Source organism: Bradyrhizobium sp. SZCCHNRI2009, assembly GCF_032485115.1.
Taxonomy (GTDB): domain Bacteria; phylum Pseudomonadota; class Alphaproteobacteria; order Rhizobiales; family Xanthobacteraceae; genus Bradyrhizobium.
In genome coordinates this window covers 563,304-584,871 of record NZ_JAUEUH010000003.1, presented here as the reverse complement: position 1 = coordinate 584,871, position 21,568 = coordinate 563,304, and the positions used below count along the sequence as shown (strand labels likewise).

At 66.4% G+C, this 21,568-nt stretch carries 19 protein-coding genes; 10 read left to right on the top strand and 9 right to left on the bottom strand.

Going from position 1 to position 21,568, the window contains the following annotated elements; translation table 11 throughout:
• The first annotated feature begins 37 nt into the window (after window positions 1-37).
• The 4 genes from QX041_RS14540 to QX041_RS14525 all read left to right on the top strand — a co-directional run bounded on the left by QX041_RS14540 (window position 38) and on the right by QX041_RS14525 (window position 3,388).
• Window positions 38-1,054, top strand: a complete 1,017-nt coding sequence (locus QX041_RS14540; RefSeq protein ID WP_315713965.1) for an ABC transporter substrate-binding protein — start codon at window positions 38-40, stop codon at window positions 1,052-1,054.
• A 289-nt stretch (window positions 1,055-1,343) separates the two neighbouring features.
• Window positions 1,344-1,955 (top strand): LemA family protein, encoded by a 612-nt coding sequence (locus QX041_RS14535; protein ID WP_315713966.1) that lies wholly within the window; start codon window positions 1,344-1,346, stop codon window positions 1,953-1,955.
• Between the two features lie 15 nt (window positions 1,956-1,970).
• Window positions 1,971-2,873 (top strand): YgcG family protein, encoded by a 903-nt coding sequence (locus tag QX041_RS14530; protein ID WP_316165732.1) that lies wholly within the window; start codon window positions 1,971-1,973, stop codon window positions 2,871-2,873.
• A 17-nt stretch (window positions 2,874-2,890) separates the two neighbouring features.
• A complete protein-coding gene (locus tag QX041_RS14525) occupies window positions 2,891-3,388 on the top strand; it encodes a TPM domain-containing protein (protein WP_315713968.1) in 498 nt (165 codons plus the stop codon).
• A 120-nt stretch (window positions 3,389-3,508) separates the two neighbouring features.
• Here the strand turns inward: QX041_RS14525 and QX041_RS14520 are convergent, their stop codons facing one another.
• Window positions 3,509-4,477, bottom strand: a complete 969-nt coding sequence (locus QX041_RS14520) for a YafY family protein (protein WP_315826052.1) — start codon at window positions 4,475-4,477, stop codon at window positions 3,509-3,511.
• Between the two features lie 86 nt (window positions 4,478-4,563).
• Between QX041_RS14520 and QX041_RS14515 the strand changes: the two genes are divergently transcribed.
• Window positions 4,564-5,208, top strand: coding sequence for a glutathione S-transferase family protein (locus QX041_RS14515; protein WP_315713970.1), 645 nt, complete (start codon window positions 4,564-4,566; stop codon window positions 5,206-5,208).
• Between the two features lie 117 nt (window positions 5,209-5,325).
• Here QX041_RS14515 and QX041_RS14510 read toward each other — a convergent pair whose 3' ends face one another.
• Both QX041_RS14510 and QX041_RS14505 read right to left on the bottom strand, forming a co-directional pair.
• Window positions 5,326-5,883 (bottom strand): hypothetical protein, encoded by a 558-nt coding sequence (locus QX041_RS14510; RefSeq protein ID WP_315713971.1) that lies wholly within the window; start codon window positions 5,881-5,883, stop codon window positions 5,326-5,328.
• On the bottom strand, window positions 5,880-6,185 hold the full coding sequence (locus QX041_RS14505) for a hypothetical protein (RefSeq protein WP_315713972.1): 306 nt from the start codon (window positions 6,183-6,185) through the stop codon (window positions 5,880-5,882). Before QX041_RS14505 ends, QX041_RS14510 begins: the two co-directional genes overlap by 4 nt.
• Window positions 6,186-7,200: 1,015 nt before the next feature.
• On the opposite strand from QX041_RS14505, the gene QX041_RS14500 reads away from it, so the two are divergent.
• A complete protein-coding gene (locus QX041_RS14500; protein ID WP_316165731.1) occupies window positions 7,201-9,132 on the top strand; it encodes a hypothetical protein in 1,932 nt (643 codons plus the stop codon).
• Between the two features lie 128 nt (window positions 9,133-9,260).
• On the top strand, window positions 9,261-10,835 hold the full coding sequence (locus tag QX041_RS14495) for a hypothetical protein (protein WP_410051868.1): 1,575 nt from the start codon (window positions 9,261-9,263) through the stop codon (window positions 10,833-10,835).
• A gap of 1 nt (window position 10,836) precedes the next feature.
• On the opposite strand, the gene QX041_RS14490 is transcribed toward QX041_RS14495, so the two are convergent.
• The 3 genes from QX041_RS14490 to QX041_RS14480 form a co-directional block, all read right to left on the bottom strand.
• A complete protein-coding gene (locus QX041_RS14490; protein ID WP_315713974.1) occupies window positions 10,837-12,045 on the bottom strand; it encodes a CoA transferase in 1,209 nt (402 codons plus the stop codon).
• Between the two features lie 252 nt (window positions 12,046-12,297).
• Window positions 12,298-12,498, bottom strand: coding sequence for a cold-shock protein (locus QX041_RS14485; RefSeq protein ID WP_315713975.1), 201 nt, complete (start codon window positions 12,496-12,498; stop codon window positions 12,298-12,300).
• Window positions 12,499-12,750: 252 nt separating this feature from the next.
• Window positions 12,751-14,478: an adenylate/guanylate cyclase domain-containing protein gene (locus QX041_RS14480; RefSeq protein ID WP_316165730.1), complete on the bottom strand. Its 1,728-nt coding sequence runs from the start codon at window positions 14,476-14,478 to the stop codon at window positions 12,751-12,753.
• A 224-nt stretch (window positions 14,479-14,702) separates the two neighbouring features.
• Between QX041_RS14480 and QX041_RS14475 the strand changes: the two genes are divergently transcribed.
• A complete protein-coding gene (locus tag QX041_RS14475; RefSeq protein ID WP_315713977.1) occupies window positions 14,703-16,208 on the top strand; it encodes a glycosyltransferase family 39 protein in 1,506 nt (501 codons plus the stop codon).
• A 3-nt stretch (window positions 16,209-16,211) separates the two neighbouring features.
• On the opposite strand, the gene QX041_RS14470 is transcribed toward QX041_RS14475, so the two are convergent.
• Together QX041_RS14470 and QX041_RS14465 are read right to left on the bottom strand one after the other, a co-directional pair.
• Window positions 16,212-17,240: a TIGR01620 family protein gene (locus QX041_RS14470; protein WP_315713978.1), complete on the bottom strand. Its 1,029-nt coding sequence runs from the start codon at window positions 17,238-17,240 to the stop codon at window positions 16,212-16,214.
• Complete coding sequence (locus tag QX041_RS14465; RefSeq protein ID WP_315713979.1) at window positions 17,237-18,700, bottom strand: YcjX family protein; 1,464 nt, start codon at window positions 18,698-18,700, stop codon at window positions 17,237-17,239. Before QX041_RS14465 ends, QX041_RS14470 begins: the two co-directional genes overlap by 4 nt.
• Before the next feature lie 191 nt (window positions 18,701-18,891).
• Between QX041_RS14465 and trhA the strand changes: the two genes are divergently transcribed.
• Together trhA and QX041_RS14455 are read left to right on the top strand one after the other, a co-directional pair.
• Entirely contained in the window at window positions 18,892-19,587 is a 696-nt protein-coding gene (trhA, locus tag QX041_RS14460) for a PAQR family membrane homeostasis protein TrhA (RefSeq protein WP_315713980.1), read from the top strand.
• Between the two features lie 24 nt (window positions 19,588-19,611).
• The gene (locus tag QX041_RS14455) at window positions 19,612-20,406 is read left to right on the top strand and encodes an SDR family oxidoreductase (protein ID WP_315713981.1); all 795 of its coding nucleotides are present in this window, start codon (window positions 19,612-19,614) and stop codon (window positions 20,404-20,406) included.
• Between the two features lie 765 nt (window positions 20,407-21,171).
• Here the strand turns inward: QX041_RS14455 and QX041_RS14450 are convergent.
• Window positions 21,172-21,483, bottom strand: coding sequence for a MarR family winged helix-turn-helix transcriptional regulator (locus tag QX041_RS14450; RefSeq protein ID WP_409977923.1), 312 nt, complete (start codon window positions 21,481-21,483; stop codon window positions 21,172-21,174).
• Window positions 21,484-21,568: the final 85 nt, after the last annotated feature.

Here is a 21,568-nt window from a genome sequence, read left to right as displayed (position 1 = left end):
TCGAGTTATAAGCACAACAACAGGGAAGGAGACGACCATGTCCTGGAGCAAATCATTCACGGCCGCCGCGCTCGGCCTCACCGCGCTGCTCGGCGCCACCGGCGCTTCGCAGGCCGAGGTCAAGGAGATCAGGCTCTCCAAGGGCTACGGCATCCTCTATCTGCCGCTGATCGTGATGGAGGATCAGAAGCTGATGGAGAAGCAGGCGGAGAAGGCCGGGCTCGGTCCGTTCAAGGTGAACTGGCAGATGCTCGACGGCGGCAACATCATCAACGACGCGATGATGGCCGGCTCGCTCGACATCGCCGGCACCGGCGCGCCCGGCTTCATCACGCTGTGGGCCAAGGCCAAGGGCATTCCGGCGGTTGAGGTGGTCGGCGTCAGCGGCCTCAGCTCGACCTCGCTGTGGATGAACACCAACAATCCTGAGATCAAGTCGCTGAAGGATTTCAAGCCGAGCGACAAGATCGCCCTGCCGGGCATCAAGACCTCGCTTTCGGCGGTCATGCTGCAGATGATGGCGGCGCAGGAGTTCGGCAAGGAGAACTACGCCAAGCTCGATCCGATGACCGTCGGCCTGCCGCATCCGGAGGCGCTGGCGGCGCTCACCTCGGGCAAGACCGAGATCACGGCGCATTTCACCTCGCCGCCGTTCTCCTACATCGAGCTGAAGGATTCGAAGATTCGCCGCGTTGCCAATTCCGCCGACGTGCTCGGACGGATGACGATGGACGTGGTGTTCGCGCCCAAGCGCTTCGTCGACGCCAATCCCAAGGTCGTGCAGGCGTTCCTCGATGCGCTCGACGAGGCCTGCACGCTGATCGCCAACGACAAGGCTGCCGCAGCCGAGATCTATGCCCGCACCGCCAAGGTGAAGACCACCAAGGAGGACGTGCTGGAGATGCTGCAGGACAAGGACACCTGGTTCTCGTCGACGCCGGAGGGCGTGCTGAAGATCGCCGAGTTCATGCACGGCGTCGGCTCGATCAAGGTCAAACCGGCGAGCTGGCAGGACATGTTCGTGACCCAGCTACGCGACCGCAAGGGCAGTTGAGCGTAAGCGCCTATGGTGTCGTCCGGGGCGCGCGGATGCCCCGGAATGACGGGGTGTGTGGTTGGCGCAGGCCCATCATCCAGCCGCGAGTCCCGCTGCAAAGACGACATTGCCTCTCTCCGCCGGTCATTCCGCGCGAATGACCCGCATCCGCGGCAGACCCGGAACCTCCCTGAACCGACGCACCGGCCGCCGCGACCCATGTCCGGCGGCCGGCTGCCGTCATTGCGCCGTCGCCAAAGCTGTGCTGTGTGAAGGCGGTACAACCGGATGAAGAGGGGGACGCGCGATGCGGAGATTGCTGACCGTGCTGGCGGCACTGATGACGCTGAGCCTGACCAATTGCGGCTACAACGCCATCCAGACCAATGACGAGCAGGTCAAGGCGGCTTGGTCCGAGGTCGTCAACCAGTATCAACGCCGCGCCGACCTCGTGCCCAACCTGGTCAACAGCGTCAAGGGCTTTGCCCAGCAGGAGAAGGACGTGCTGCTCGGCGTCACCAACGCCCGCGCCAAGGTCGGCAGCGTGCAGGCCACGCCCGACGTCGTCAACGATCCCGCGGCGCTGCAGAAGTTCCAGGCGGCGCAGAGCGAACTGACCGGAGCATTGTCGCGGCTGCTGGTCGTCACCGAGAATTACCCCCAGCTCAAATCGGACGCGCTGTTCCGCGACCTGATGTCCCAGCTCGAAGGCACCGAGAACCGCATCACGGTGGCGCGCAACCGCTACATCAAGGCGGTGCAGGAGTACAACGTCGGCATCCGCACCTTCCCGAACAACCTGACCGCGATGGTCTTCGGCTACAAGGAAAAGGCCAACTTCACCGTCGAGAACGAGCGCGAGATATCGGTCGCGCCGAAGGTCGATTTCAACGCGCCGTCGCCTGCGCCGTCGAAATAGCCGGAGCAGGGAATCGTGCGCGCGCTGCCGGTCCTCAAGGCGCTGCTTGCGACGCTGTTCGTCTGCCTCGCGACGATCGTGCTGGCGGACGTCGCGGTGCCGCAGCTCACCGGCCGCGTCGTCGACCAGACCGGCACGCTGTCCTCCTCGGAGATCGCAGGCCTCACGCAGAAGCTGAAGGACCTGGAAACCCGCAAGGGCAGCCAGGTCGCGGTGCTGATCGTGCCGACGACGCAGCCGGAGACCATCGAGCAGTTTTCGCTCCGCGTCGCCGAGGCCTGGAAGATCGGGCGCAAGAAGGTCGACGACGGCGCGCTGCTGGTGATCGCCAAGAACGACCGCAAGCTGCGCATCGAGGTCGGCTACGGCCTCGAAGGCAGCCTCACCGACGTCACCGCGCGGCGCATCATCGACGAGGTCATCACGCCAAGATTTCGCAGCGGCGATTTCGCCGGCGGCATCGACGCCGGCGTCGACCGCATCATCGGCGTGATCAATGGCGAGAGTCTGCCGGTGCCGCAGCCGCAGGCCTCGCACGGCACGGATCTTGATATCGACACCATCTCCTCGTTCGCACCTGTCGCCTTCTTCGGTGCGATCTTTATTGGTGGCGCGCTGCGGGCCTTGTTCGGGCGGCTGCTGGGTTCGCTTGCGACCGGCGGCGCGCTGGGGATTCTGACCTGGGTGCTTGTGGGATCGACCACGCTTGCGCTGCTGTCCAGCGTGGCCGGCATCGTCATTGCCTTCATCGCCGGCGGCTTGTCCTCGTCGATGCCGACGTCGGGCGGGCGCCGCGGCAGCGGCTGGTCGAGCGGCTCGTCATCCGGCGGCTGGAGCAGCGGCAGCTCGAGCGACAGCGGCAGCTTCTCGGGCGGCGGCGGCAGTTTTGGTGGCGGCGGCGCCTCGGGCAACTGGTGAGGACGAGGCGCGCGACCATGAGCATCAGGCGGATCGGCCGGCATCTCCTGCATCATCACTGGCAGCTGAAGCGCATCTTCACGCCGGCTGTGCTGGCACGCATCGAGCAGGCGATCAAGGACGGCGAGCGCACCCATGCCGGCCAGCTTCGCTTCGTCGTCGAGGGCGCGCTCGACGGCCGGCCGTTGTGGCGCGACCAGCCGCCGCGCGAGCGCGCGCTGGACATCTTTTCCAACCTGCGGATCTGGGACACCGCGCACAACAACGGCGTCCTGATCTACCTGCTCTTGGCCGATCGCGACGTCGAGATCATCGCCGATCGCGGCATTCATCGACATGTCGGCGCCGAAGGCTGGGAGACGATCTGCCGCGCGATGGAAGCGGAGTTTCGCGCAGGCCGCTTTGAGCGGGGCGTGGTCGATGGCATTGCCGCGGTGTCACGCGAGCTCGCCAGGCACTACCCGCCGCATGCCGGCGATCCCAACGAGCTGCCCGACACACCAGTGGTGCTTTAGCTCCGATCATACCGGTCGCGCTCACTTGCCGGTCGCGCTCATCCTGGCTGGACGTGAGCGCGCACCCCTCTCGCCAATGATGCGGATGGAAAATACGTCCGCAACTCACGCCGTCGCAGCTCATGCGCCGTAGCGTTCCGCCATCGCCCGCGCCAGCTCGGCCATTTTCGCACGCAGCTCGGGCGGGTCGAGCACCTCGGCCTCGGGCCCGAAGCGCAGCAGCTCGCCGGCGGCATGCCACAGCGTCGTTCCGATCGGGATCGTCACGATGCGCCAGCCGTCGGCATCGGTGTCGTCGGCGAGGCGCGTGCGGGCGCGCACGTAAGGCTGGCTCCACACCTCCAGCAGCTTCACACCGAGCGCTGACAGGCGCACCGTCGCCTGCTTCGGATGCAGCTCCGCCTCCAGCCGCTCCGTCGCGGCGCGCCAATAGGCGGCGAGGTCAAAGTCTGCAGGTCGCGCGAAGCACTCGTCGGTCACGGCACAGTCGAGAATGCGCGCGACGCGATAGGTGCGCACGCTGCGCTCGACCTGCCCGGCGAGATACCAATTGCCGCCCTTCAGCACGAGGCCGAGCGGCGCGACGCGGCGGCGCTTCTCGGCACGCCAGGTCTGATAGCGGACGTCGACCATGACGTCGCGGAGCAGGGCGTCGGCAATGGCGCGCAGATGCGTCGGCTCCTCGGACTCGCCGAACCAGCCAGGCGCGTCGAGATGGAAGCGCGCCTGCATGCGGCCGGCATTGGCGCGCAGGCTTTGCGGCAGTGCCGCCACCAGCTTGGTCTGCGCCGCGCTCATCGCGCCATCGAGCCCGAGCGCGGCGGCGGGGCCCGGCAGGCCCGCCATGAACAGTGCGTCGGTTTCCGTCGGCGACAGCCCGTTCAGCCGCACGCGATAGCCGTCGAGCAGGCGGAATCCGCCTTCGGCGCCGCGCTCGGCATAGACCGGGATGCCCGCCGCGGCGAGCGCGTCGATGTCGCGATAGATCGTGCGCACCGAGACCTCGCAGGCGCCTGCGAGTTCGGGCGCCGTGACCTGTCCCTTGGCCTGCAAGGTGGTGAGGATGGAGAGCAGCCGGCTCGCGCGCATGCCCTTCTTTAAACATACCTGACACACCTTGTCAGGTATGGTGTGCGACAAGCCAGCACCGCAGCCGGCAATGGGAGGACACCATCATGACCGCCGACGACAAGATCACGCTGTATTACTCGCCGCAGACCCGCGCCGCCGGCACCCGCGTCCTGCTCGAGGAGCTGGGCGCGCCCTACGATCTGCATGTCCTCAACATGAAGGCGGGCGAGCAGCGCAAGCCGGAGTTCCTGGCCGTCAATCCGCTCGGCAAGGTGCCGACGATCGGACATCGCGGCCAGATCGTGACCGAGCAGGTCGCGATCTTCATCTATCTCGCCGATCTGTTTCCGCAAGCGGGCCTGACGCCGGCGCTCGATGATGCCATGCGCGGGCCCTATCTGCGCTGGATCGCCTATTACGGTGCGTCGTTCGAGCCCGCCGTGATCGACCATTTCATGAAGCGCGAACCGGCCCCGATCACGCAGTCACCCTATGCCGACTACGATACGATGCTGGGCGCGCTGGAGCAGCAGCTCGCCAAGGGGCCGTATCTCCTCGGCGAGCGCATGACCGCCGCCGACGTGTTGTGGGGCGTCGCCTTCAACTGGACCATGATGTTCGGCGTCGTGCCGCGCAAGGACGTGTTCGCGCGTTACGCCGAGCGCATCACCCAGCGTCCGGCGTTCCAGCGCGTCACCGCCGCGGATGCCGAGATGGCGGCCCAGCACGCGGCCGCCACCGGCGTTTGAGCGCCAGCATTGACGCAATCGAGCGAGGTCCCGCCGGCAACGGGACCTCACTGATGTGATTGCACGTTGTCCGGCAGGCGCAGCTCGCCAAATGCCGGGTTTCCCGCGGCGGCGTCGCTAGTTCAGGCTGATCCCCGTGAGCGGCGTGCCGTCGACGCCGTTGTTGCTGATTGCGTTGTTCTTGAAGGACGAGACGGAGCCGCCGCCGGTCTGGACGACGCCGTTGGAATTGCCCTGGATGACGGAATTTCCCAACGTCACGATGGCGCCGCTGCCGCTCGCCAGAACGCCGGTGTTGTTGAACTCGGAGGTCAGCCGGTCGAGAAACACGCCCATCCCCGGCTTTCCGGCCGGGACCGTGGCGGATATCCCGGCATTGCCATTTTCGATGGCCTTGGTGTTCGAGACGAGCACGCTGATCGCGCTGCTCGAATTCGCGGTCGAGACCGTGACGCCGAACGCGGACGCCTTGAGCGAGGAGTCCGCGATCACCACCTGGGCCGCACCGGTCGGCGCGACCGAGATCGCGCTTTGCGAGAAGTTCTCGAAGGTACAGTTCTCGACGACGAGCTTTCGGCCGGCCAGGAAATTGACGCCATTGAGGCCGAGGGTCGTGCCGGCGCCGTTGATGCTCAAATTGCGCAGGATGATGACGTCGTTGGCGCCGGCATTCACGTTGTGCCGTTGGTCGCCGATGCCAGGATCGAGGCCATCGTCCCCCCGCCGTCGATCGTGATCGATTTGGTGATCGTGACGGCGCCGTAGCCGCCGGGATCGAGCACGTCGATCTCACCGCCCGCGGCGGTCTTCGAGATCGCTCCGGCGAAGGTCTTGCAGGGCGCCGTGCGGCTGCACGGGTTGACGTCGTCGCCGACGCCGGACACCCAGGTCCGCGTCGCCTGCGCGTGAGCCCCTGGCGAGGCAAGGATCAAAAACGCGGCGCACAAAAATCCGATCGAAGAAATGAGCTTTCGCATGAGCGCTCCCCTTGAAATGCTGGAAATGAAAAATAGCCCGAACGCAGAGTGTTAGTCTACGAAAGCAACCAGAGCGTTCATCGAAAACGGCGGGCTGTACGGGACATTATGCAATCGGTGGTTGCCGCTTCGGCCGGAGGTGATTTCGCTGACGGTGCACGCCTTCCATCTGTCGATTGCATTGCAGGACTACAACATTCGCGAGCCTGCAGTCGCCCATCGCCCACCCACCCGACGGGCAATTCCGGCAATCCGTCCATGCGCCAACTGCCCGTCGAGCCAGTTTGTCGCATGTGTGCCGCCTTGCAGCGTCGGGCAAATCACGACGATGATCCCGGCCATCCCGTTCGCGATGAGGAGGGGCGGCTCGGCCGATCGTCACGAGGCGTAGCAGCGGGGAGCGGTGGCCGTATCAGGCTTGGGGCTCTGCGCGAGCGGGCCGGCGAGCAAGCGAGGTACGGACGGTCAAGTCGTAGGGTCCTGGCATCCCGACGCCGATGCCAAGTTCGCATGCAGGCTTCGCCTCGTGCGGATGACGGTGACCAGAAAGCCCGGCGCACCGGGGAGACTACGAAGCAGCCGTAACACCATCGCGCAGGGAAGGCTGGGTCGCTCCGGCTGAACCTGTGGTTCCTGCCCCGTGCAATCTTTCCGCACGGGGGCCACGGGTGCCAGTCGGCACCCGGCCTTCCCTGCACCCTCCGACCGATCCGGAGGGAATGATGGTCAAAGCTCGGGTGCAATCGCGCCGCGAGAGCGGCTCTGTTTGACTCCGCGTTTGACTCTGCGTCGACCACGCTGTGCCGCGTGCCGATCGTGCCTGCTGCCGCCGGATGGGGCCCCCAGAGCTGAATATTCGGGCACCGCTCGCCACATCTGCTCCACTTTGTCGGCGCAAATCCGCCCGGTATGAATCCCTAAAACTCAGGTAAGCCCTGCAAAAGTAAGATTTTGGCAATCAATCGAACGCTAACTAAGGTTACCAAGTGCTCAACGTCATGCGGAGACTCTGAACGTGAGCGACCAAAAGCCCGAGCGGGCCAGCCTTGGCGTGGCCGGTACGACTGGCGCGGCCAGTGCGAGTGTCGACCCGATGCCGAAGACATCCGCAGTCCCCGATGCAGTCGACCTGGCCGTGCCTGCGATCGCGACCGTCGCCCCGCCCATGATCGCGCCGGATCACGAAGCGCCGGCGGCTGACCGTCCGGGCATCGACCCGAAGGCGAAGATCGTGGAAGCGGTGACCGCGCCCGAGCCACAGCCGGAGGCCAGCAAGTCCGAGATCAAGACCGAGGTGGCGGCCGACACCGAGATCGGGACGACCAAGGTCGAGTCGGTCAAGCCCGAGCAGGTCAAGGTCGAAACCCTCACGGCCGAGCAGGAAAAAATCGAGCCCGCCAAGATCGAAGCGGTGAAGCCGGAGCGAGCCAAAGCCGAGCCCGCGCGGCTCGACCTGGTCAAGTCCGACAAGGGCAAATCCGACAAGGCCAAGCCGGAGCTGACCAAGCCCCAGGCGGTGGGGGGCAACGTTGCGGTGCCGGGCAAAGTCGAAGCCGCAGCGGCCTCGAGTGCTGCGAAATCTCCCTCGACGATCCTGGATCTGATCAGGACGGAGCCGGTCAAGTCGGACCCGATCAAGACGGCTGCGGCCGGTGAGCTCCTCAAGGTCGAGACACCGAAGCTGTCGATGCTCGCGGCCAATGCGCCGAAAGTCGGCCCGATGGCAGCGGCCGCGCCGAAGCCGGAGACGGCCATCAAGCCGGACGCGCCGATCAAGTCGGTGACTGCCACCAAGACAGAAGCCGTCGTTCGGCCTGAGCCGGCTGCCAAGCCGGAGACTGTTGCCAAGTCGGATGCCAAACCGGATGCCAAGTCGGAGCCCGTTGCCAAGCAGGCATCCGCGGCCAAACCCGGGGCGTCCGCGACGCGCCCGGTCACGCCAGTCCAGGCGGATGCCGGACCGGCGACCAGGGGGGGTGCTTTTGCCGCGGTCGACAAGGCCGCGGCCTGGGCCAAAGCGAAGTTCAAGACCGAGCCCTTCAAGTTCAATGCGGCGTCCAAGCCGGCGGCCGCTGCCGCAACGGCGGCCAGCACGGCCGCTGCGGGAGCGACGCTGCCACCTCCGCAACCGGGCCAGACCCCGCCGCCGCATGCCGCAAACGGCAGGCTCGGCCTACCGGCCATGGCTGCGATCCTGCTGCTGTCGATGGTTGTCGGCGGGGTTGCCGGTGGTCTGGTCACGGCCAAATTCGTCACGCGCTCCGGCGGCGGCGACGCGGCCGATGCGACGGCCGGCGAGGCTGCGGACTCCACGCTTGGCGCGACCGTGGCGCGAATCGACAATGATGTCGCCGCGCTGAAGGCGAGCCTCGACCAGACCAATCAGACGAGCCTCGTCGAGCTCAACAAGTCCGCGGAGCGTCTCGACCGGCTCGAGAAGATCCTGGGTGACCTGTCGACGAAATCGTCGGCCAAGCCGAGCGAGTTGCAGCGTCTGAGCGAGGCCGTGGACCGGCTGCGCGCCGCGCAGGCGTCCGCGACCGCGCAAGCCCCCGCGCGTGACAGCGCCGCGTCCGCGCCGCAGGCGGTGGGGGCGATCAATGCGGCGGCGCCGCCCGCGGGCGTGGCGAGCCGGGCCGACGCGGCCAGGACCACCGAGGCAGCCAGGACCGAAGCAGCAAGGGCAGAGGCGAGCCGGGCCGAGCCGGCCAGGGCGGAGACCGCTCGCCCCGAGCCGAACCGCACGGAGGCCACCAAGCCCAAGGTCGTCGAGGGCTGGGTGCTGCGCGACGTCGGTCGTGGCGGCGCGCTGATCGAGGGCCGCGGTGGCCTCTACGAGGTCTATGCCGGCGATCCCGTGCCGGGCCTCGGCAAGGTCGACGCGATTCGCAAGCAGGACGGTCGCTGGGTGGTCGTCACCACCAAGGGGCTTGTCGTCGCGCGCTGACGGACCATCTGTTTTTGGAGACGAATCTGGACGAGGCGCCTCACCGCGACGTGAGGCGCCTCGTCGCACAATTGTCCGAAGCCGCCCGCCTTTCGGCTATCTTCGAGGACTAGCAGGCCCTCAATTGCATGTTCGTGGAAGTGAGGAGGCGCGTCTTGCGACTGTCGGTATTCGGCCTTGTCATGCTGTGCTGCGGCCCGCTCGCTCATGCGGACGAGAGCCCGCCGGTCGAGCGCGGCGCCGCCATCCTCGAGCCGTTCGCGCTGCGTGAGCTCGACAACGGCGCGTTCGGCCTCGGGAAGATGCTTGCGCACGCCAGTGATGCGCCGCTGACCGACGCGGCGTTGTTTGCGCTGCCGTCGATGATGCCCGTACGCAAGGCGCTCGACACGGAGTTCGACCGCTACGTCGACAAGCACAAGACGACGTTGCCGAACGAGAGCATCGGCGTCGGTACGTCCTACGCGTTCCAGCTGTTCGACCGCACCGTGCTCGATTCGCCCGATGCCCGCTTCGTGCTGGCCGGCGTCGTCAATCGCATGGATCGCGCCTTCGTCGATCCCGATCATTGCGGCGAGGTGCGGCTGCTGTACCGCCTGACGCGGACCACGCCGCCCGAGGCCAAAGATGGCGAGGTCGCCTCGCCGCGGCTGCCGATGACGCTCAACATCGTGCTCAAGGCGCGCAGCGATGCGGAGGCCAAGAGCAATTCGCCGAGTTGTGCCGAGATCGCCAAGCGGTGGCTGGCGACGTCCGATCTGCAACTGACCGGGCCTGGGCTTGCCGCGAAGCTGACGGCGCCGGACGGCCCGCTGGCGCTGATCAGGCCGGAGAACATCCACCGCATCGAGACCAACCTGCAGATCGCGCATGCGCCGAAATCGGCGATCCGCGATTTCCGCACCGACTACATGATGAAGGTGTTCGACTATCAGGCCGCGAGCGGGACGTTCGAGGAGGCGGTGCTGGAGGATCAGGTCGATCGCGACCGGCTGCTGGCGGATGCCGCGCTGGCGCGCGAGTTCAAGGCCTGGCTGCTCGACCCCGTCCATCTCGGCGAGCTCGACCGCGGCACCGCGGTGATCCCCGAGCAGTTCCTGGCCAAGGTTGCGGTGGCGCCGACCCCGGTCGGATTCGTCAATTCCGATCTGCTGCCGGCCTACGGGCTGGTGCAGGGGAGCGCGGCCGGGCAGGGCGCGGTGTTCACCGAGGCCGACGTGGTCGGTGCGCTGGAGAAGGCGGCCGCGCAGGGCATCGTGCTGCAGAACATCCGGTCGGTCGCAGGCTTCGAGCGACGCCTCAACGATTCGAGCTGCGGCGGCTGCCATCAGACCCGCGGCATCGGCGGCTTTCACTTTCCCGGTGTCGACTGGATGGCGGAGAAGCCGTCCAACACCGTCGTGGTGCCGGGCTCGCCGCACTTCTTCGGCGACCAGGTCCGCCGACGCGACATCCTCAACGCCTTTGCCGAGGGGCGGACTCCGGATTTCTCGCGCGGCTTCGCCAGCCGCCCGCAATTGCGCGGCAGCGATGAGCTCGCCGGCACGGTCTACAATGACGGCTGGGGCGGGCATTGCTACGCGAGCCACGCCGCGGCCGCGGACAACGACAAGAGCTTCTCGAGCTGGACCTGCGCCGCGAACCTGTCCTGTCAGACCGGCCCGGCGACGCGGTTCGGCATGTGCTTCATCGCGACGCGCTAGCTCAGGCCACCGCACCGCGCGCGCGCAGGTCGCGGATGGCCTCGTCGTCGAAGCCGGCGCTGCGCAGGATCTCGTCGCTGTGCTGGCCTATGCCGGGCGGCTTGCGCGGGGTGACCTTGCGCTGGCCGTCGATGAAGATCGGGCTGTTGACCGTCAGCATGGTGTCGTTCTCGAACGGCACCAGCACCTCGTTCTCGATCATCTGCCTGTCGTTTGGAATGTCGTCGAGAATCCCGACCACCCCGAACACGAGCCCGCTGCCGTCGAGGATCCGGCGCCATTCGGCCAGCGGCCTGGTCGCGAACACCGCGTCGAACTCGTGGATCAGTTCGACCGAGCGGGCGTGGCGATCGGCCTTGGTGACGAAGCGCGGATCGTCGATCAGCTCCTCTCGGCCAAGGCAGCGGGCGAGGATCGGCCACTGCTTCTCCTCATTGAGGAGCGACAGCATGATCCAGCGGCCGTCCTGGCATTTGTAGTGATTGGCGACCGCGTTCAGCGCGCGTTCGCGCGGCCGCCGCTCAACGAAGGTCGCGCCGCAAAGCTTGGCCTGAGCAAGCACGGAGGCGGCCCAGACCCCGTTGGCCATCAGGTTGGAGGCCACATGGCAGCCCTTGCCGGTCTTCTCGCGCTGGTAAAGCGCCGTGACGATCGCGCCATAGAACGCCATTGCGCAGGGGTGGTCGCCCATGCCGGCCACGGAGCGGGCGGGTGTCGTGCTCTCGTCGGCACGGACCAGGTCCATCAGTCCGGAGCGCGCCCAATAGGCATTGCTATCGAAGCCGGGTTTGTCGGCTTCCTCGCCTTTCTCGCCATATCCGGTGAACGACGCATAGATCAGCCGCGGATTGAGCGGCGCCAGCTTTTCGTGGGTGAGGCCGAGCTTGGCGCGGACCGACGGCGGGAAATTGGTGATGAAGACATCGGCTTCACTTACCAGCCGTTGCAGCACGGTCTGCGCTTCCGGCTTCGACAGGTCGAGTGCGAGGCTGCGCTTGTTGCGGGCTTCGAGATACCACGCGTAGTTATGCTCGCTGCGCGGATAGCCCGGCAGGTTCGGCAGGTTGCGGTAGGGATCGCCGGCGCCGGGCGGCTCGATCTTGATGACGTCAGCGCCGAAATCGGAAAGAACGGTGGCGGCTGCGGGGGCCGCGATGAAGCTCGCGCAGTCCAGCACCTTCAGGCCATGGAAAATGCCCTTGTCGTCCATGTTGCGTCGCTCCCGTCGCTTGTTTCCGCGCGCTGGAATTACGTTGACGGCGCGGTTCGAGGCGCATTTGACCCGGGTCGGGCGGGTGAGGCAATGGCGGGGAGGGAGCTGAAACTACAAACAAACGCAAAGATGTGATCAGGAGCGGGCACCGCTCCTGTCTATTTCGACGTGTCGACAATCATGCTGGCTTGGTGAGGGAAACGATCGCGCCGAATAGCCGCGAGGCGGAATGGCGCGCCAATTGATCCGCTACACTTTCAGGTTCTCGGCCGAACTCCTGCCGCGGTTGGCAATCTCGTCGTACTCGATGGTCTGGCCCTCGTTGAGGGTCGCCAGCCCGGCCTTCTGCACTGCGGAGATGTGAACGAAAATGTCCTTGCCCCCGGCCGCGGGCTGGATGAAGCCATAGCCCTTGGTCGGGTTGAACCACTTGACCGTACCTTTAGCCATACGTCGCCTCCGCGGGACCAATCCGAGTACGAGCCGCGGTCCCCGCAAACCGTCAGGCCCGGAATTCGAGACTACTGCGGTTGTGACAGGCGTGATAGCGCAAACAGCGGGCGGTTTTGGCCCGAAATGATCGATATCGTGGCGACTTTGCGGCTTTTGACCGCAGTGCCACCGTTCCGCCAGTCACCGCGGACCCGCTGCAACCGTTCTCGGTATGACAGCGCAGGCTGCAAACAGGTTCAACGCAACTTGTCACGCAGCCGTCCCCTCGTCCGAGAGCATCGCGAGTTCAGCGGCGTCCATGGCCGTCCTGACGCGCATCGGCTCGGCGCGGCCGCGAATCTCGACCTCGCGCTGCGGCAGCACGTCGGAGCCGAGTCGCGCCCGCGCGTAGACCTCGTCCGAGATGATGACCTGGCAGCCGAGGGTCTTCGTCATGTCTTGCAGTCGTGACGCGACGTTGACGGCGTCGCCCAGCGCGGTGAACACCATGTGGTCGCGATAACCGATCTCGCCCACGATCACCTCGCCGCCGTGAATGCCGATGCCGAAGCGGATCGGGTCATGCAGATCATGGCTGAGGAACGCGTTCAGCTCGGCGATGTTGGCCGCGATGTCACGCGCCGCCTGGATCGCCTGGCCGCAGGCGACATGTGAATCGGTGGCTAGCCCGAACAGCGCGAGCATACCGTCACCGACGAACTGATTGGGCTGCCCGCCATTCGCCAGCACGGCCTGGGAGACGGCGCTGAGGAAGCGGTTGACGATGAACACCACGTCGAACGGCAGCCGTTTCTCAGCGAGGCCGGTCGATCCACGCATGTCGACGAACAGGCTGACGAGGTAGCGCTCCTGCCCGATTCCGGCGCGCGAGCTGCCGCGCTCGCCGGGTGTCGGGTTCGGCATGAACAGTTGGAAGAATGAAAGATCGCCGGTGGGGCGCAACTGGCAGGCCAGCCTGACCGACGGGTCCGCCGCGCCGATCTGCGCGAGCACGAAGGCCTCGCGAGGCGAGGGCGGCGGCAGCGCGCCGGGATCTCCGATCACCCTGATGCGGCAGGTCGAGCAACGTGCGCGGCCGCCGCACATGCTGGCATGCGGTACGTTGTTGCGCAGACTGGCCTCGAGCACGGACAAACCCTTTGGCACCCGGATGGAGCGGCCATTGTTGTAGGATAGCGTGACCATGCCGCCGCGTCGCTCATGCACCGCGCGCACGCCGCGCGCGGCGAGCGCCAAGCCGATCAGGCCGCCATAGCCGACCAAGAAGCCGTTCATGATGGTCTCCAGCACCGCCTGTTCAGATGGCGTGCCGGTCTGCCTTAATGAAAGATTTTCGGCGCGCCACCGCGGTGTTGCGTTGGCGGCGATGACGTCTCGGCCCCCACGATAGAAGCCGAGCAGCGCCAGCGCCGGGAGCAGCACGGCGCAGGCGAGCAGCCACGGCGCTGCGCGCTTGTAGAACGGCTTGAGCCGCAGCCAGAAGTGCAGCCCGATGCAGCCATGCGCCCATGACGTCAGCAGGGCTGCCGACATCAACCAGATCCGCCAGGATGGGCCGGTCCAATACGAGTACAGGACCTGCGGGTACAGCTTCTCCTGTCCGTACAGGGTCTGTCCGATGCGGACGCCGGCGATGTGGCTGAAGATCAGCGCCGGAATGCTTAGGCCGAGCAGCAGTTGCAGCGGCTCCATCGTGTTGCGGCTGAATTGCCGGCGCTGATAAAGCGCCCATACGCCGAGCCCGCCATGGGTAAGAGCGGCCGCATAGAACAGCACCGCGATCGGAAGAGACTGCCAGAACGCCACATGATAGGACACGCCCTCGGCGAGCGCCTGCAGCGAGATGTTGCCGAGCGCATGGTTGAGAAAATGACTGAGCAGGTAGCTGAAGAGTATGAAGCCGCAGATCAGCCGCACCTGCCGCACACCGATGCCGCGACAGGTCGACCGCAAACGATGGTAAATCGAAATGGTCATGTGGCCCGTATGATCTGGAGCCGCAATGCTAGAGATTTATTCCCTGTTGTCCTAGAGGGCTGGTGGCGGCGGTCATCCGGCGGCGCGAGCTGCGCGGGAACGTTGACTCGCCCGGTGGAGTCGGGGAAAAGCACCGCGTGACGGCCATTTCCCCAGGCATCGACAGCCCAAAGTCTCGATCCACGCGCTCTGCGTGGCTGACGGCTGCGGCCGTGATCGCAAGCATGACGATCATCCGCATCGTCTATGCCGGGACGCTCGATCTGCGCACCGACGAGGCCTATTACTGGACCTGGTCGAAGGAGCTGCAGCTCTGCTTCCTCGATCATCCGCCCATGATCGCCTGGTTCATCCGGCTGGGCACTGCCCTGTTCGGCGATACCAATCTCGGCGTTCGCTTTGCCGGCATCCTCGCGATGGGGGTGACGCAGCTCCTGCTCGCCGACATCGTTCGCCGTACCACTCACGATATGCGGGCCGTGATCCTCGCGGTGCTGCTGCCCGAGGCCGCGCTCTACTATGGCCTGCTGATGGCCAAGGTGGCGCCGGACGTCGCGGCGATCCCGTTTGCACTCGCGATGATCTGGGCGCTGGTTTGCCTCGCCGAGAGCGATGACGGCCGCTGGTGGCTCGCGGCCGGCCTGTTCGGTGGACTGGCGTTGTTGTCCAAATTCACGGTGGTCATGCTGCTGCCGGGCGTGGCGGCGTTCCTGCTCGTTCCGGCCTGGCGCAGCCGCTGGCTTCTGAGTCCCTATCCATGGTGCGGAGCACTGATTGCGCTGGCCGTGTTCTCGCCGGTGCTGATCTGGAACGTACAGCACGACTGGGCCTCGTTCCGCTTCCAGTTCGTTCGCGCCACCGCGCCGCATGAGTTTTCGTTGCGGACGCTCGGCGATTATCTCGGATTGCAGTTCGGACAGGTCGGCTTCGTCCTGCTGCCGGTCACATTGTCGGCGCTGAGTTTCACGGCCTGGCGCGGCTATCGCACGCGTGAGCCGGTCGCGATCCTGCTGTCGACGGCGGTGCTGGTGCCGTTTCTCTACTTCCTCTGGAAATCGTTTACCTTGCGGATCGGCGACACCTGGCCGATGTTCATGTGGCCGATCGGGTTTGCGGCGGTCGCGATCAACATCGTCAAGCTGCCGCAGGACGGCGCGTCCGCCTGGTTCGTCCGATCGACCGTGCGCTGGGCGCGGATCGCCGTCGTTAGCGGCATTGCCATGGTGGTCCTGATCTTTCTCTACTACGTCGTCGCGCCGTGGAATTTTCTCGGGCGGGCCGATCCGATCGGCGCCGAGGCGGGCTATCAGCAGGTGGCGGCACGCGCCGAGCAGGAACTGGCAAGCACCGGCGCCACCTGGATCGCGACCTCCGACTATCGCACCTATGCGATGATGCGGTGGTTCTTTCGCGGCCGCGTGCCGGTGGTCCAGATCAACGAGCGGGCCCGCTTCATCGGCTTCCGTGATCCCGGCATGGACCTGATCGCGGGACATGCCGGCCTCTATGTCGTGCGCGAGCCGGACAATACCGGCCCGCTGCTGTCGGACACGACCGCGCACCGCGAGCCGCTCGGACACGTCGAGCGGAGCTGGCGCGGCCGCGTCATGGACAGTTACGCGTTCGGCAGGCTGACGGGCTGGACTCCCGAACTGGCGCCGCCACCGGACTCGCCCTTGTACCAATGGCGCTGGCTCGCCGGTGGGTTCGATTCCACGCTGCGGGCCTGAGCCTCATTCCCGGTCGTCCTGCTTGCGCAGCAGATCCTTGGCGAGATCCGCCAGCGCCGGCCGCGGCAGCGCGGCGAACGGCATCGGCCGCGTCACGTCGATGGCCGCGAGGCCGAGCCGCGCCGTGAGCAGTCCGTTGAGCACGCCTTCGCCGAGGCGCTGCGACAGTTTTGCCGCGATGCCATGGCCCAGTACCTGCTGGATCAGGCTGTCGCTCGCGGCCATGCCGCCGGTGATGGCGAGATGCGCGACGACATGGCGCAACAGGCTGATCATGCCAAGCGCGCCGGGACGGCCGCCATAGAGCCGCGCGAGCTGCCGGATCATCCGCAAGCTTGCCACGAAGACGAACAGCACGTCGATCAGCGCGCGCGGGCTCACGGCCGTGACCACGGAAACCCGTTGCGCCGCAACCGACACCAGACGCCGCGCCTCGCTGTCGAGTGGCGCCATCAGCTCGCGCTCGGCAAGCTTGATCATGTCGCCGCCGTCGATGATGTCGTCGGCGTGGCCGGCGAGCGCGGCACGCGGACGCGCCAGGCGGGGATTGGCATGTGCGATCCGCAACAGCTCGGCGACCACTTCGCGGCTCTCGGCACGATCGTCGGACAGCAGCACCGCGGCCGCGCGCTGGTGCAGCTTCTCGATGGTGGCGAGACGCACCAGCCCGTAAGTCTCTCGGGCAATGACGGCCGCCAATGCGATCGCGGCTGCGGCCGCGAACCCCGCGCCGACATAGCCGAGGGCCTCGCTGCGTGCGAACAGATCCTCGATCAGTCTGACGACGCCGAGGCCGAGGCCGAGCAGGACGAGGCCTGCGACCGAGCCCCAGAAAAGTGCGCCCCAGCCGAAGCTGCGCCGCGTCGGCAGGACGGTCTCGACCGGCACCGGCAATTGCGCCGGATCAGCCTCCGGCGTGATCTGGATGGTGCCGCGGCCCGGCCGGGCGGCCTCTTCGGCATCGACCACGACGACGTCGGGATCATCGAGCCGGAAGGTCTGGGGACGACGATGCTTGGCGCGTTCGCTCATTGCAGCCGGTCTCCGATCAGGAACTGAAGGGCGCGGTCCATGCGGATATGGGGCAAAGCGGGCTCGCCGCCAGGATCGGGGGCCAGCAAAGGCGGACGGAAGCGAAGAAAGCGGAAGTCGGTGCCGTCGGCGGCAGCGCTCGACAGGCCGCGATAGGCGCCGCCCTTGAACAGCTCCTCCGCATCGGCCGGCAGCTCGCCCGGAAAGGTTGCCACCTCGGTGTCGCCGTCGAAGATCTCGCCATTGGCGCTTTCGCCGGCCGCCGGCGTGCCGAGCAGCGACGGCAGCTTCTCGCGGCCGCGGGCGACCAGCGCCTCGCGCGTCGCCCTGACGGCGGCCAGCGCCACCACGTCGATTGCGGCGCCCGTGCTCTCGGCTCGGGCCACCGCGCGGTTGACCGCGCGCCGCAGCACGGCTTCGAGCCGGTCGTGGCTGGTGTGATGCAGATGGTCGGCCTTGGTCGCCGCGAACAGGATGCGGTCGATGCGCGGCCGAAACAGCGCCGTCAGCATGTTTCCGCGTCCGACGCGGAAGCAATCGAGAATGCCGGTCAGCGCGGCCTCGAGATCGTGCAGCGCCTCGGGGCCCGCATTGAACGCCGCCAGCGCGTCGACCAGCACGATCTGGCGATCGAGCCGGGCGAAATGGTCGCGAAAGAACGGCCTGACGACGATGTCCTTGTAGGACTCGTAGCGGCGCGCCATCATCGCCCATAGCGAGCCGGCCGGCGCCTGGCCGTCGGCCGGGACATCGAGCGGCGCGAAGGTCAGCGCCGGCGAGCCCGCGAGATTGCCCGGCATCAGGAAGCGGCCGGGCGGCAGCAGGCTCATGGCGAAGCGCTCGTCGCGGCAGGCACGCAAGTAGTCGGTGAACAGCCGTGCGGCCTCGAGTGTCGCCGACTCGTCCTCGCGGCCTTCGGGGGCGAGCGTCGCCAGATGCGCGTGCCAGTCCTTGGCGACATGCGCGCGCGGCTCGCTGCGCGACAGCGCGAGGCTTTCCCGCGCCCACTGCTCATAGCTCTTGTTCAGCAGCGGCAGGTCGAGCAGCCATTCGCCGGGATAGTCGACGATGTCGAGCGTGAGCGTCCGCTCGGCGCCGTTGGCGCGCTGGAATTCGATCACCAGCCTGAGCTCGCTGATGTCGACGGTCGAGCTTGGCCAGCGCCGCTCGGCGACGAGCGCCCGCAAATGGCTCTCATAGGCAAAGCGCGGCACGCCGTCGTCGGGTTGCGGCGTCAGATATGCGCGGGCGATGCGGCCCGATGCCAAGGCCTCGAACACCGGCATGCGCCCGCCGCGCACGAGGTCATGAATCAGCGCGGTGATGAACACGGTCTTGCCGGCCCGTGACAGCCCGGTGACGCCAAGGCGGATGGTCGGGTTGAGGAAGCTCTCGCCATAATCAAGCAGGGCACGGGCCGACAGCCGCGCTTCCTCGACGAGTTCGGAAAAGGTCACCATGGGAGGAGGGGAATTCGCCAGTTGAAAAGGGCGTGAGCGATTTTTGACAGGTGGCGATGCAAAACGCCGGATTCAAGCTCACAATTCCGGCCCGTTTCCGGATAGAACCAGACTTTGAACGGAACGTTGACCACTGGAAACCATAATCCTTCCGGCACAATTGTCCCGGAAAACCGGCACCAGGTTCTGACATGACCGTATTTCAACTGAAGCAGTTCGCCTCGACCTCCGTCCATGCCGCCACCGGCGCGATGCGTTGGAACTACGACAAGGTCGAGATGATCGCGGACGGCGTCGTCCACGTCGTCGGCATCGCCGCCGGCCTGGTCGCCGCAACCGTGCTCGTCGTGCTGACCTCGATCTATGCCAGCGCCGTCGACATCGTGGTGGTGTCGATCTACGTCGCGGGACTGCTCTCGATGCTGACGCTGTCGGCAACCTATAATCTGTGGCCGGTGTCGCCGACCAAATGGGTGCTGCGCCGCTTTGACCACTCCGCCATCTATGTGCTGATCGCAGCCACCTATACGCCGTTCATCGCCGCCCTGAAGGATACGGTGTTCTCGGCCGCGCTGCTGCTCGGGGTCTGGGGCGTCGCCATCTTCGGCATCGTGCTGAAGCTGCGCTGGCCGGGCCGCTTCGACGCGCTCTCGATCGGGCTGTATCTCGCGCTCGGCTGGAGCGGCGTCATGATGTACGACCGGGTGATCTCGGTGATGCCGCCCTCGGTCCTGGCCTTCGTGCTCACCGGCGGCATCCTCTACAGCCTCGGCGTCATCTTCCATTCGTGGCGGCGCTTGCGCTTCCAGAACGCGATCTGGCATGGTTTCGTGTTGCTGGGCGCCGGCTTTCATTATACCGCAGTGCTCGACCTGGTCTTGACCTAGAAAATTCCACGAGGAGGGCTTTGCATGCAGGTGACCGGCAAGATTGTTGTGGTCACCGGCGGAGCCCGCGGCATCGGCAAGGCGTTGTGCGAGGCCTTCGCGGCCGCCGGTGCGGCCAAGGTGATCGTAGCCGATCTCGACGAAACCGGCGCCAAGGCCGTCGCTGGTGGCATCGGCGGCGCCGCCTTCAGATGCGACGTCTCCCAGGAAGCCGACATCCGGCACGTGATCGAGGAAACCGAGCGGCAGTTCGGGCCCATTGCGCTGTTCTGCTCCAATGCCGGCATTGGCGGCGGCTTCGACCCGCTGTCGGTCAATGTCGGCGGCACCTCCGACGAGCCGTGGGCGCGCAGTTGGGCCATTCACGTGATGGCGCATGTCTACGCGGCGCGGCATCTGATCCCGCGCTACAAGGCGCGCGGCGGCGGCTATTTCCTCAACACGATCTCCGCGGCCGGCCTGCTGTCGCAGGTCGGCAGCGCGCCTTACTCCACCACCAAGCATGCCGCGGTGGGATTTGCGGAGAATCTCGCGATCTCGCACAAGGCCGACAACATCAAGGTCTCGATCCTGTGCCCGCAGGGCGTCGACACCGACATGCTGCGATCGATTCCGAAGGGCCCGCAATCCGGCGACGGCGATCTGAGCCCTGAGCAGGTCGCGCAGGACGTGCTGAAAGGCCTTGCCGAGGAGAGCTTCCTGATCCTGCCGCATCCGCAGGTCCTCGGCTACATGCGCAAGAAGACCGAGAATTACGACCGCTGGCTCGGCGGCATGGCGAAGATCCAGGCAAAGATGCGCGAGGAGTTCGGGAAGTAGGTCTGCGACCATCGTCGGTCGACGTGACGGCGCCCGGCCTCAACGCCCTCCGCGGTCGTCCCCGCGACCACGGAGACCCATAGTCCCAGGGTGCAGTTCGAGCCACGCGCGTCGACCATCTCGCCCGAGGTTTTCGACCGCGGCGTATGGATCCGGCGTTCGCCGGAATGACGCTAAGGAGAGATCGTGCGGACATCATGGGCAGCGGACTTGATCCGACATCGATAGACATCATTGCGCCTTCTCGCGGCACATCATGCCCGAGCTGTACAGTTGACTTGTCCCTTCAAGATTCGAAGGGCGCAGGGAATGCCGGGTGAAGGCCTCACCCATGGCCCGCCTGCAGCAAAAAATGCAGGCGGCAGGTACCACAGGTGCAGCCGATCACCGGCATTCCCTGCGCGATGGTCTTCACGCTTATACGCAGTCTCCCTGGTGCGCCGGGCTGTTGGCCACCATTGTCCGCGCGGTGCATCATCGCCATCGCGAACGAAACACCAGCATCGGGGTGTCAGGACGCTGCGACTTCACGTCCGCGGCCACGCCGTTCGTCCGCGTAGCAAGCTACGCTGCGGCATGGCCACGGCCATCGCATCCCGCCTCGCGTGTCGTGACGATCGCGCGCAACGCCCCTCCGTGGTGAGGCGGGATGCGCGGAAAGATCGTCCTGATTTGCCCGACGGCGCAAGGCCGCATGCTGCGGCATTTCAACACGACGGGCAGTTTCGTCATGGTGTGTATGCGCAATCTGCCCGTCGGGCGCCCTCATGGCTCCGACGGTTGCATGTCCTGCTCTGCCGCGCGCCAGGCTTCGAGCGCGCGGGCGTACAGCAACAGGCCCTCGCGCACCGTGCGCCGCTCGGTCTTCGACAGGGCCGACAGGGCGCCGCGGACCTGCTGGCGGCCGAAGGCGTGCAGCGTGGCCACCCTCTTCCGTCCCTTCGCGGTGAGGCAGAGCGGCTTGATGCGGGCGTCGCCGGAATCGATTGTCTCCTGCAACTCGCCGCTGTCGATCAGCTTGCGGACCATGCGGCTGACGCCGGATTTTTCCAGGTGCAGGACCGCGCCGAGCTGCATCGCGGTGAGACGCGTCGCCCTACGTCGTCGGCCACGTCCTGGCGGCCGACGGCGGCTTCCTCGCGGTCTGAATCTGAAAGGCGTC

Excerpts from the sequence above, each read along its gene's own strand:
- QX041_RS14535 (WP_315713966.1), top strand. The coding sequence starts at position 1,344 with ATGCGGAGATTGCTGACCGTGCTGGCGGCACTGATGACGCTGAGCCTG.
- QX041_RS14465 (WP_315713979.1), bottom strand. The coding sequence starts at position 18,700 with ATGGTGACCTTTTCCGAACTCGTCGAGGAAGCGCGGCTGTCGGCCCGT.
- QX041_RS14480 (WP_316165730.1), bottom strand. The coding sequence starts at position 14,478 with ATGACCATTTCGATTTACCATCGTTTGCGGTCGACCTGTCGCGGCATC.
- QX041_RS14495 (WP_410051868.1), top strand. The coding sequence starts at position 9,261 with ATGTTCGTGGAAGTGAGGAGGCGCGTCTTGCGACTGTCGGTATTCGGC.
- QX041_RS14450 (WP_409977923.1), bottom strand. The coding sequence starts at position 21,483 with ATGCAGCTCGGCGCGGTCCTGCACCTGGAAAAATCCGGCGTCAGCCGC.
- QX041_RS14505 (WP_315713972.1), bottom strand. The coding sequence starts at position 6,185 with ATGCGAAAGCTCATTTCTTCGATCGGATTTTTGTGCGCCGCGTTTTTG.
- QX041_RS14470 (WP_315713978.1), bottom strand. The coding sequence starts at position 17,240 with ATGAGCGAACGCGCCAAGCATCGTCGTCCCCAGACCTTCCGGCTCGAT.
- QX041_RS14490 (WP_315713974.1), bottom strand. The coding sequence starts at position 12,045 with ATGGACGACAAGGGCATTTTCCATGGCCTGAAGGTGCTGGACTGCGCG.
- QX041_RS14475 (WP_315713977.1), top strand. The coding sequence starts at position 14,703 with ATGACGATCATCCGCATCGTCTATGCCGGGACGCTCGATCTGCGCACC.
- QX041_RS14455 (WP_315713981.1), top strand. The coding sequence starts at position 19,612 with ATGCAGGTGACCGGCAAGATTGTTGTGGTCACCGGCGGAGCCCGCGGC.
- QX041_RS14485 (WP_315713975.1), bottom strand. The coding sequence starts at position 12,498 with ATGGCTAAAGGTACGGTCAAGTGGTTCAACCCGACCAAGGGCTATGGC.
- QX041_RS14525 (WP_315713968.1), top strand. The coding sequence starts at position 2,891 with ATGAGCATCAGGCGGATCGGCCGGCATCTCCTGCATCATCACTGGCAG.
- QX041_RS14515 (WP_315713970.1), top strand. The coding sequence starts at position 4,564 with ATGACCGCCGACGACAAGATCACGCTGTATTACTCGCCGCAGACCCGC.
- QX041_RS14520 (WP_315826052.1), bottom strand. The coding sequence starts at position 4,477 with ATGCGCGCGAGCCGGCTGCTCTCCATCCTCACCACCTTGCAGGCCAAG.
- trhA (WP_315713980.1), top strand. The coding sequence starts at position 18,892 with ATGACCGTATTTCAACTGAAGCAGTTCGCCTCGACCTCCGTCCATGCC.
- QX041_RS14540 (WP_315713965.1), top strand. The coding sequence starts at position 38 with ATGTCCTGGAGCAAATCATTCACGGCCGCCGCGCTCGGCCTCACCGCG.